This is a genomic window from Floridaenema aerugineum BLCC-F46, from assembly GCF_041929345.1.
Lineage (GTDB): Bacteria > Cyanobacteriota > Cyanobacteriia > Cyanobacteriales > Aerosakkonemataceae > Floridanema > Floridanema aerugineum.
Genome location: NZ_JBHFNQ010000049.1, coordinates 22,397 through 33,757, shown reverse-complemented (window position 1 = coordinate 33,757; position 11,361 = coordinate 22,397). Strand labels below are relative to the sequence as shown.

At 40.2% G+C, this 11,361-nt stretch carries 5 protein-coding genes and 1 pseudogene; 5 read left to right on the top strand and 1 reads right to left on the bottom strand.

From position 1 onward, the window contains the following. From ACE1CC_RS05805 to ACE1CC_RS05790, 4 genes and pseudogenes are all read left to right on the top strand, one after another. Nucleotides 1–1,142, top strand: a pseudogene (locus ACE1CC_RS05805) (hypothetical protein); the annotation flags it as partial. 353 nt (nucleotides 1,143–1,495) lie between these two features. Then, nucleotides 1,496–2,845, top strand: a complete 1,350-nt coding sequence (locus ACE1CC_RS05800; RefSeq protein WP_413269526.1) for a pentapeptide repeat-containing protein — start codon at nucleotides 1,496–1,498, stop codon at nucleotides 2,843–2,845. Nucleotides 2,846–3,150: 305 nt separating this feature from the next. Beyond that, complete coding sequence (locus ACE1CC_RS05795; RefSeq protein WP_413269525.1) at nucleotides 3,151–3,939, top strand: DUF928 domain-containing protein; 789 nt, start codon at nucleotides 3,151–3,153, stop codon at nucleotides 3,937–3,939. 174 nt (nucleotides 3,940–4,113) lie between these two features. After that, complete coding sequence (locus tag ACE1CC_RS05790) at nucleotides 4,114–4,869, top strand: DUF928 domain-containing protein (RefSeq protein WP_413269524.1); 756 nt, start codon at nucleotides 4,114–4,116, stop codon at nucleotides 4,867–4,869. Nucleotides 4,870–5,427: 558 nt separating this feature from the next. Here the strand turns inward: ACE1CC_RS05790 and ACE1CC_RS05785 are convergent. Next, the gene (locus ACE1CC_RS05785; RefSeq protein WP_413269523.1) at nucleotides 5,428–6,078 is read right to left on the bottom strand and encodes a hypothetical protein; all 651 of its coding nucleotides are present in this window, start codon (nucleotides 6,076–6,078) and stop codon (nucleotides 5,428–5,430) included. Between the two features lie 454 nt (nucleotides 6,079–6,532). On the opposite strand from ACE1CC_RS05785, the gene ACE1CC_RS05780 reads away from it, so the two are divergent. Continuing rightward, entirely contained in the window at nucleotides 6,533–11,224 is a 4,692-nt protein-coding gene (locus ACE1CC_RS05780) for a two-partner secretion domain-containing protein (protein ID WP_413269522.1), read from the top strand. Nucleotides 11,225–11,361: the final 137 nt, after the last annotated feature.

The window sequence follows — 11,361 nt, the reverse complement described above, 5'->3', positions numbered from 1 at the left end:
TCACTGCTAAATCCCTGAGTGTTACCAATGGTGCTCAACTAAGTGCCAGCACATTTGAAAAAGGCAATGCCGGAAGTGTGACGATTGTGGCTAGCGATAGTGTCTCTTTTGATGGTGAGAGAAAGGATGGATTTCCCAGTGGAGCTTTTAGCATCGTGGAAGAGAAAGCAGAGGGAGATGCGGGTGGTGTGAGTATCACTGCTAAATCCCTGAGTGTTACTAATGGTGCTCAACTAAGTGCCAGCACATTTGAAAAAGGCAATGCCGGAAGTGTGACGATTGTGGCTAGCGATAGTGTCTCTTTTGATGGTGAGAGTCAGGCTGGAATCAGGAGTGAAGCTAATAGTGGGGTGAGTCAGAATGCACAGGGAGATGCGGGTGGTGTGAGCATCACTGCCAAATCCTTGAGTGTTACTAATGGCGCTGGACTTAGTGCCACCAGTGCGGGAAATGGCGCAGCAGGCAACATCAACCTGAAAGCTAACTCCATCCGTCTTTCCAATGAAGCACTAATCATTGCTGACACCGTAAAGGGTCAAGGTAACATTACACTCGAATCCCAATCCTTAATCATGCGTCGTGGCAGCAAAATTACTACTAACGCTACAGGTAAAGCTACAGGCGGCAATATCACTATCAACACTGATGTATTAGCTGCTTTAGAAAACAGCGATATTAGTGCCAATGCTGAAGATAGTTTCGGTGGTCGAGTTATTATTAATGCTCAAGGGATTTTTGGTACTAAGTTTCGTCCTGATACTACTCCTCAAAGTGATATTACTGCTACTTCTAAACTCGGCCCTCAATTTAGCGGTACAGTGGAAGTTAATACTCCCGCAATTGACCCTAATTCGGGGTTAGTGAATTTCCCAGAAAGTACAGTTGATATTTCACGATTAGTTCCTAAAGGTTGTGTTGCTAGAAGAAAAGAAACTGGAACTTTTTATATTACTGGGAATGATGGTTTTCAATATCGTCCGGGGGATGGTTTGATGTCGCCTTTGCCTACTGGTGAAGTGCGTTCTATCCCGGAAAATAATTCTTTTGAAAGGTCAGAAGTTAACGATCGAATTATTGAGGCTCAGGGGATTTATAAGTTGGAAAATGGTCAGATGGTTTTGGGTTGGGAATGTCCTAAATAAATTCGTGCTATGTAGTTTTCGGAAATCATCATTACTGATTTCTCTCATGACAGTTTCCCAATTAGGAAACTTAATTTGCGGAAATATTAATTGAAATTGGGCAAATTTAGCATTATATTTTAGTATCATGTTCGCTTACTTCCTCATGCTGTAGAGACGTTTCATGCAACGTCTCTACAGGATTTCGTAGCAAGGAAATTATAGTTGGCGATTAAAATCGCGTCTACACAAACCAAGTCCGCCTACGCGGACTGAAGAATAACTGGGGTTTTTAATGCGGATTTGGTCTGATTAACCAGACATGATATAAACATAAACTAGGTTTTTCGGAAATAATTGGGAGGATTAAGTTAATGAAAGTAAGAATTTTTGCTACATTTTTGATTTTGATTTCAACTCTTGGAGTTGATTTAAGTTACGCTCAATCACAAAGATTTAACGAACAACAATTAGAACAACTCTGTACACAATTTCCTTTTAATGGTCGTTGTGAAGGATTTAAAGAGTTTATGTATGGGCCAGGTGCTCAAGCTGAATGTTTATTCAAATTTTTTGAGAAAGAACCTGAAAGAAAATGCAGAGTTTCGGTGACAGAGCAAGGCTTAACTGTATATTTTAAAGAAATTGATTCCCTGGATTTTGTGAGCAGTCAATCTCGGTATCGAAAATTAAAGATTCCCACAAATCAAATTTTTGCGATTAGTTCTCAACGATGGGTAATGAGCGATCGCGAAAGGAACACCAGCGTTATTGAAAAGTATAGACCAATACCTTTACTTATTCAATTTTTAAATGTAGAAGTAGGTTTTGTCGCTGCATCAAATTCACCTAACAACAACCGCAGCAACATTTTAAAAATCTTTGTAGAAGAAAGTCCTATAAATTATCTGAATTTGTTCGGTTTAGTAAATAGCGCCCCAAAAGTTTTGTTAGATAATGGTATAGTTGCTCAATTAGACACAGTTGAACCTGCAAAAGATAACTCTCAACAAGTCAAACAACTATTGGAAACTAAACAATGTATAAAATGTGATTTAAGAGGAGCTAACTTAGAAAAAGCTAAGTTGGAAAGTGCAAATTTGGAAGGCGCAAACTTAGAAGGAGCAAATTTAGCAGGTGCAGATTTGAAAAATACTTATCTAGTGGGAGCTAATTTCAGCAAAGCTAACTTAACTAAAGCTAACCTGGAAGCAGCTAAATTAGTAGGAGCTAATTTGTCAGAAGCTAATTTGTTTGATGCCGATCTACAAGGAGCAAATTTGCAAGGTGCTAATTTACAAAGTGCCAATTTGAGTGATGCTAACTTAATTGCTCCAACTATGATGCAGGATGCTAATCTTCAGAATGCTAACTTGAGTGAAGCGTCGTTAGATGGCGCAAATTTAGAAAGAGCTAATTTACAGAATGCAAATTTGGAAAAAGCTAGTTTAAGGAAAGGTTTAGTGTATATTAATCCTGATAAAAATAGAAGCGATCGATCGCCAAGAGCAGCTGAATTTGAATTTCAAACTAACTTAAGTCAAGCCAACTTACAAGGAGCTAATTTAAGTGGTGCTAACTTATCAAAAGTAATTTTCGATCGGACCAACTTACAAGAAGCTAACTTAACTGGTACAAACCTAAAAGAGCGAGATTTAGCCAACGCTAACATTTGTGGTGCTACTATGTCTGATGGTTCTCGGTCCGATCGTACTTGTCAATAACACCATAACCCAAGTACGTAGTTGCGCTGAAGCGCCAAATCCGGCGCTTCAGCGCAACTACGTACTTTAGCTATGTATTTTTCGGAAATATCAATTTCTCAAACTAGAGAGACATCGATCCAAACTAGGTAATTAACTTGGTGGAAAGTAATCATGCCAACCCAGCTTTGATATAGTATTGTATAAATCAGGTTAAGTAATTACCGTAAGTTGATTGTTAGGCGATCGGCAATTACTTAAGTAATTTCCAGGTTATTCGCAGAAAATAACATTCAACCCTCACAGCTAACAGGGAGAAATTTACCATGTCTAAAATGTTTAACAGAGTTTTAAGTGCTTGCTTTCTGACTATATTATTATCAGTACAAAGTGCAGCTTACGCTGAGTATAAAGAACCTTCAAGTCAACGTGCTCCTGGTGGACGTACAGACTCTTCAGGTAGTAGAGGAGGATGTTCAGGAGTTGCTCAACTACCACTAACAACTCTTGCTCCTCAAAAGCACATCGGACAAACAGTTTCCTCACATCCTACTTTTGCTTGGTTTGTACCAGATTCTCCAGAAATTAAAATGGAGTACCTCGAACAAGCAGTTTCTCCGTATCCTACCTTAGCTTGGTTTTTACCAGTTTCTCCACAATATAAAACGGAGTTTTCACTTTATGAATACAGTTCAAATGGTACGATAAATTTGATTAAAAAGATCGAATTAAAAAGCTCACCAGGAATTAATAAACTATCCTTACCCAAGGATACCCCAGGTTTAACTGTAGGTAAAACATATCTTTGGCAGATAGCAGTTATATGTAATGAAAATTATCCATCATCTGACTTAGTTAAAAAAGCAGAAATAGAAGTTGTAGAACTACCGAGCAATGTAAAAATGTCGCTAGATGCAGTTAAAAACCCGTTGCAAAGAGCAGATATTTATGCAAACGCTGGTTTATGGTATGACGCATTAGGTGAAGCATTAACAGCTGATGCTAATTCCCAATCAGGAAAAACTGTTGCCAGTTTATTAGAAAATCTTGCCCAGATAGAAAATGCGGAAAAAAGTAATGATTTAAGGCAGATTGCTAGTACAAGCCCTATTTAAAATTTAACTTGGGAAATTTAGTGGGATGGTGCGTTACGTTGGCACTTTTCTTGAATGCCGCAGGCTATACGCACCCTACAATATAGAGGCTTTGTGTAAGTCATTGAATGTAATTTAACCTGCTGTGCTAGGTAATCAAAGACAATTTTTAGAACTAATCAGGAGTAATTTACCATGTCTAAACTTTTTCACCGACTTTTAAGTGCTAGCATTCTAACTTTATTTTTATCAATAGTTAGTGCAGCTTTCGCTAAATATAACCCACCTCCAGATCAACGTGCTCCCAGAGGTAATACAACCAGTACAGGCACAAGAGGAGGAGGATGTTCGGGAACTGCTAAAACAACACTAACAGCACTTGCTCCTCAACAACACATCGGACAAACAGTTTCTACCCGTCCTACTTTTGCATGGTTTGTACCAGATTCTCAATCATATAAAATGGAGTTTGCGCTGTATGAGTATACTTCAGGTAATAACAAAAAACTGATTAAAAAAGTTGAGTTAAATAGTTCACCAGGAATCATGAAACTCTCTTTACCAGAAAGTATTCCCGACTTAACTGTAGGAAAAACTTATCTTTGGCAAGTAGCAGTATTATGTAATGAAGGTTATCCATCAAGTGACTTAGTTACTAGAGCCGAACTTGAAGTTATTCCACTACCGACGAATGTAAAAACGTCGATAGATGCAGTTAAAGACCCATTGCAAAGAGCAGATATTTATGCTAACTCTGGTTTCTGGTATAACGCATTGAGTGAAGCATTAAAAGCTGATAATACGCCTCAATCAAGAGCAGCTATTTCCAGTTTATTAGAAGAACTGGCCAATTTTGAATCCGCAGAAGTAAGTAGGGAATTAATGAAAGTTGCTAATATCAAAAGGCGAAATCCAATGAACAATGAAAACGTTGAATCTGCAAATATGTAGGGTGGGTATAGCTGGCGATGCTTAAGAAAAATGCAACGTAACGAACCATTCCCTTAAATCTTAAAATTTTAGCTTTGTCCTCCTGAGTCTTTGTAACCCCATTGGTTTTAACTAATGGGATTTTTTTACTAAGGAGATGAGCTTTTATATGCTATATGATGGCCGTTTGATTACCATATTGTAGAGACGTTATATTGTAGAGACGTTATATATAACGTCTCTACAGGGTTTTGCAATAAGGTTCAATAACTCAGACTTGGATCTGTCGTTTTAGCCCGCCTGCGAATCAATTCGCAGGCTAATAGCTCAAGTCCACTAAAGTGGACTGAAAGCTTTTAATTTTAAATATTGGTTTTTCTAGACTAACTATGAGAAATTAGGAAAAAAATGCCAGTTTAAGAGAACTCTTATTCTAAAATTAGCAAAGTTATTTCAGTGATAAGCTCTTCTCTCTTAATTTTAGTCCTCTTCAGAGGAGTTTCGCTATTAGCCTGCGAATTGATTCGCAGGCGGATTTTGGGAGTGGTGCAAGATGTGAGATAAACTACTATTAGATGCTTAACGAGGTGCTTGCAGAAATTCTGCCTTTAGTCCTGTTAACTCTTGAAGTTGGGTAAGCAACTTCTCTCCCGTTTTTCGCTTTACTATAATTCGTAGTGTGTTTTTTGTTGCTTCTGGTGAATCAGCGGATACCACTGATGTTTCAGATCCAGTTTTTGTGGTTTCTGAGTTAGGAATGTACTCGATTTCTATTTCGGAAACTTTTTTATCCCGTGTGCCAAATAAACCAGGTAGCCCAAAAACAATGGTATTGACTACTCGTGCAGTTGAGTTATCTTTTTTTGCTTCCCGATAGCGAATTACTTTGATATTGCTGGGCGAGATTTGGATTTCTTGAGTTGCCTTTTCATTATCGATCGCTTGAACTTTGTCCCCAAATTCGTAGTAAGCTGCGATCGTTTGTCCAGTGATAGTTAGTTTACATACAGTCTCAGTATTTACCCCATTAATAATCAAAACACAGGCTCCGGCTTCACCGGGACGTTTTTCTAATGCAACTTCTCTAGAGTAGCCAGTACAGCGAGAATTCAAAGGAGATGTGGAGCAGAGTTCTGCAAGATCTGGTTCATTTACAAGCTGGGCGGAAACAGGAGCAAGTGCCAGAATAACTATGAGTGATGAGGTTGGTAGAAAAATTGGCGATCGCATTATTATGCCTCCCTTGATAAAATTGTCAGTAGTATTCCCGTACAAAATATAATATCTGCATCAATATTCTAAAAGGAATGTATTTTTCAGAAATCATGATTGCGTAATCAGGTAATTTCGGGAAAGAGAAATTAGAGTTTGACAAAATTCCTATAAGAGTTATTAAATATAGCTCGATCGGTGTAAACTTAGATCTTGCACCTGTCGTTTTAGCCCACCTGCGAATCAATTCGCTTTTCTTATTGCTCAACTCCACGCTTAGTGGACTGAAGCTTTTGATTTCAAATATTTTAGTCCTCTTTAGAGGACTTTAGCTACTCGCGGTGCGAATTGATTCGCAGGTGGATTTTGGGGCTGGTGCAAGATCTCAGTAAACTCTAAATTAGCAATTAATTGATATGTTCCTATTCTCTCACCAAGTAGCAAATCAACTCCAATCACCCAACCAAAACAGATGAAACCCTCACCTTCCTTATTCTACATAGCCCAAAGCAGCGCCCTCTTAACATTATTAACCATCTACCCAACCACAGCCCAAATTATCCCAGATAGCACAGTCAACACCACCGTTACACCAAACGGTAATATTAACATAATTGAAGGTGGAACCAGAGCAGGTAATAATCTATTTCATAGTTTTCAAGAATTCTCTATTCCCACAGGTAGCGAAGCATTTTTCAACAACGCATTCGATATCCGAAATATATTTAGTAGAGTCACAAGTAAATTACCTTCTAATATTGATGGATTAATTCGTGCTAATGGCACAGCTAATTTATTTTTACTTAATCCCAACGGAATCATCTTTGGGCCAAATGCTAGATTAAATATTGGCGGTTCATTTTTAGCGACTACTGCTAATAGTTTTAAGTTTGCCGATGGCACAGAATTTAGTGCGACAAATCCCCAAACTGCACCTTTATTAAGTATTAACGTACCCATTGGTTTGCAAATGGGTACAAATCCAGGCAATATTACAGTTAATGGAACTGGATTAAATCGCCCTTTGCCAGTAGAAGGAGAAACAACCGAACAACAAGCCGCAAGATTGATAGCATTTGAACAGGAATTTCTCAACAATCCCCAAGGGTTACTTGTACAACCGGGAAAAACCATAGCTTTAGTAGGTGGAAACCTAACATTTAAAGGTGGAATAGTTGGAGTTAGGCAAGGAAGGATTGAATTAGGAAGTGTTAATTCCGGTGTAGTCAGTTTAAATCCTACAGAAACAGGGTTAGTTTTGGGATATGAAAATATTTCCAACTTTGGTGAAATTCAAATGTCGCAGTCATCTGCGGTAGCAGCATCGGGAGAAGGTGCGGGAGAGATTCGAGTTCGTGGGGGAAAGGTAAGTCTTAATGGAAGATCGAGTATTGGTGCAAATACAATTGGCAATGAAAATGGGAAAAGTGTCACTGTTGAAGCAGAACAGCTAAGTCTTTCTGGTGGTTCATTTTTAGTCAGTAGTACATTTAATTCGGGTGATGCAGGGAATCTGATTGTTAATGCTACTGAATCGGTGGAAGTGAGCGGTACTACTGCTGATGGTAAGTTTCCCAGCAGTCTGCAAACTAGTAGTATTAGTGCTGGTAAAGCTGGTAATTTAACTATTGATACTGGACGGTTGACTGTCCAAGATGGAGCATTTATCTGGAGTGGGACTTCCAGCAAAGGACTGGGAGGAAACTTAACGGTTCGAGCTTCCCAAGAAGTACAAGTTAATGGTACTTCTGCTGATGGAAAATTTTCCAGTACCTTAACAACCTTAACCAATGGTGCGGGAAATGCGGGAGACATGACCATTCAAACTGGACGGTTAACTCTCAGGGATGGTGCATTTGTGTCCACAGACACCAGAGGAACTGGAAACGGCGGAAATTTACTGGTACAAGCTAAAGACTCTGTAGAAGTTGTGGGAACAATGCCCAATGGACTTTCAACCAGCCTATCAGCAGGAGTTGGTATAGGGGAAGGCTCCAGAGGGTCAGGTGGTAATCTAATAATTGAGACGGGTACATTGAGCATTCGTGACGGAGGTAGTGTTTCTACAGCAACTTGGGGTCAGGGAAATGCAGGTAATCTGTTAGTGAAGGCAACAGACTTAATAGAAGTTGTGGGAGAAGGGCCAGTCACTCCTGAATTACCAAATGGGATATTGAGTAGCCTCAATTCAGATGTTGTAACTGATGCTGTTGGTAATGGTGGAAATTTGACTGTTGAAACTCAAAGGTTAAGTGTTCGAGATGGTGGTCAAGTCTCAACAAGATTATACGGTCAAGGGAAAGGTGGAACTATTCAAGTAAAAGCTAGCGAACTGGTGGAAGTAGTTGGTGCTGGGAGAATTAGACAATCTCAAAACGGTAAAGTTATTAGAATTTCTAGCGGCATTAATGCAGATGTGGGGGGAGGCGTAGGTTCTGGTGGAGATATTAACATCGACACCCAGGTGTTAAGTCTCCGTGATGGTGGACAGGTTACTGCCGCTGCGTTTGGCATAGGAGACGCAGGTAATATTCAAGTACAAGCCAGCAAAAGCGTAGAAGTAGTAGGAGCCGCAAACTTTGGTAATGTCAGTAGTATTGGTACAGATGTATTGCGCGGTGTAGCGGGGCAAGGTGGAGATATCAATATCGATACTCAGGTGCTAAGTCTTCGCGATGGTGGAGAGGTTTCTGCGGGTACTGCTGGTCTAGGAAACTCAGGCAATATTTATATTCGGGCAAAAGATAGGGTAGAAGTGGACCGAGCTACACCAGATAATCAAATTGTAAGTGGCATATACGCTAATGTTTTTTCTGGGGCAAAGGGCAATGGTGGCAACATTACAGTAGAAACCAGACGATTGACTATTGGTAAAGGCTTTATTTCTACTAGTACTTACGGTGATGGAAATGCAGGCGACATTTTGCTTCAAGCATCGGAAGCGGTGGAATTGAGTAACGATAACCTGATAAGTGCTATTACTTCCAAGGAAGCAACTGGAAATGGCGGAAAAATTACAATTGAAACTCAACGATTGCAGCTTGTTGATGATTCAGATGTGGTGGCTTTTAGTTTGGGTCAAGGAAAAGGGGGAACTATTACAATCAGAGCTTCCCAATCAGTGTTAGTGAGGGACACGAGCAGTTTATCAACATTCACTAATGGTAGAGGCGATGCAGGTGACGTGATTATTGAAACTGGACAATTGATTATTCAAGACCCTGGACAAAAAATATCTGCAGGCTCGAATGCAGAAGGTAAAGGGGGCAACATCAAGCTCCAAGCAAATCAATTGATTGTTCGCAATGGCGCACAAGTGAATGTAACTGCTTTTGGTGCGGGCAAAGCGGGCAATTTGACGGTAACAGCCCAAGAGATCGAAGTTGTTGGAACATCGGCAGATGGTAAAGTCAGTGCTTTGTCTGCTAATACTGAAGGAACTGGTGATGCGGGAAACTTAACCATTGAAACTCAAAAATTAGGTATCCGTGATGGGGCACAAATATCAGCTACTACTTTTAATGCCGGAAAAGCAGGCAATTTGACGGTGAAAGCTAATGTAGTAGAGGTGATTGGAACATCAGCAGATGGTAAGTCTTCCAGTGGCTTGTTTACCGATACACAAGGAACTGGTGATGCGGGAAACTTAATCGTTGAAACTCAGCAATTGACTGTTCAAGGCGGGGCACAAATAACAGCTACTACTTTAGATGCGGGAAAAGGAGGCAGTTTAACAATCACAGCCGATGTAGTGCAGATTGGCTCATCAACAGATGGTCAGTTTTTGAGTAGCTTGCTTGTCACCTCTGAGGGAACTGGTGATGGTGGAAACTTAAGTATTCAAACTAAGCAATTGATTCTTCAAGGTGGGGCACAGATATCGGCTAGTAATTTTGGTGCTGGAAAAGCAGGTAATTTGACAGTAAAAGCTGATGTAGCAGAGGTGATTGGAACATCACCAGATGAGAAGTATCCCAGTGGCTTGTTTGCTGATGCTGATGGTACTGGTGATGGAGGAAACTTAAGCATTGAAACTCAGCAATTGACTGTCCGTGATGGCGCACAAATACTAGCTGGTACTGATGGTGCGGGAAAAGGAGGCAATTTGACAGTCAAAGCCGATGTAGTTGAGGTGATTGGAGGAGCAGCATCGGGTAAGTCTGCAAGTAGCTTGTCTACTAGCTCTGAAGGAACTGGCAATGCCGGAAATCTAACTATTAACACCAGAAATTTCATTGTCCGAGATGGGGCGCAAGTAGCTGCTGGTACTTTCGGTTCTGGAAAAGCAGGCAATTTTAAGATTACAGCAGAGTTAATCGAAGTGGCTGGAAAAGCTCCCAATGCTAAATATTCCGGTTTATTTGTTACTAGTGAAGAAGGGGCTGGTGATGCCGGAAACTTAATAATTAATACTGAGCGTTTGATTGTGCGAGATGGGGCGAGAGTCACTGCTAGCAGTTTCGGCACAGGCGCAGCTGGCAACTTGGAAGTAACAGCAAATTCGATTTTCATCGACAACGGGGGAATCTTAAGAGCGACAATCGCATCAGGTAATCAGGGTAATATTAATTTACAAACTTCTTCTTTAATTATGCGTCGTGGTAGCAACATTACCACTAATGCTACAGGCAAAGCTACAGGCGGCAATATTATTATCAACACTGATGTTTTAGCTGCTTTAGAAAACAGCGACATTAGTGCCAATGCTGAAGATAGTTTTGGTGGTCGAGTTATTATTAATGCTCAAGGGATTTTTGGGACTAAATTTCGTCCTGATACCACTCCCGAAAGTGATATTACTGCTACTTCTAAACTCGGCCCTCAATTTAGTGGTTCGGTGCAAATTAATACTCCTGAAATTGACCCTAATTCGGGGTTGGTGAATTTCCCAGAAAATGCGGTTGATGTTTCGCGATTAGTTCCTAAAGGTTGTATTGCTAGGAGAAAGGAAACTGGGACTTTTTATATTACTGGAACGGGTGGGTTTCAACATCGTCCTGGTGATGGTTTGATGTCGCCTTTGCCTACTGGGGAAGTGCGTTCTATCCCGGAGGATAATAGTTCTGGAAGGTCAGAGATTAACGATCGAATTATTGAGGCGCAAGGGGTTTATAAATTGGAAAATGGTCAGTTGGTTTTGGGTTGGGAATGTCCTGAGCAATAATATCATGTTTGGTTAATTATATAACGCAAGTTGCTAGTTATTTACATAAAGGTATGTAGTTGGGCTTTAGCCCTCTTATGAAACCTGGCATAAGAGGGCTAAAGCCCAACTACGTACAAAGAATCAGACTAAGGTCA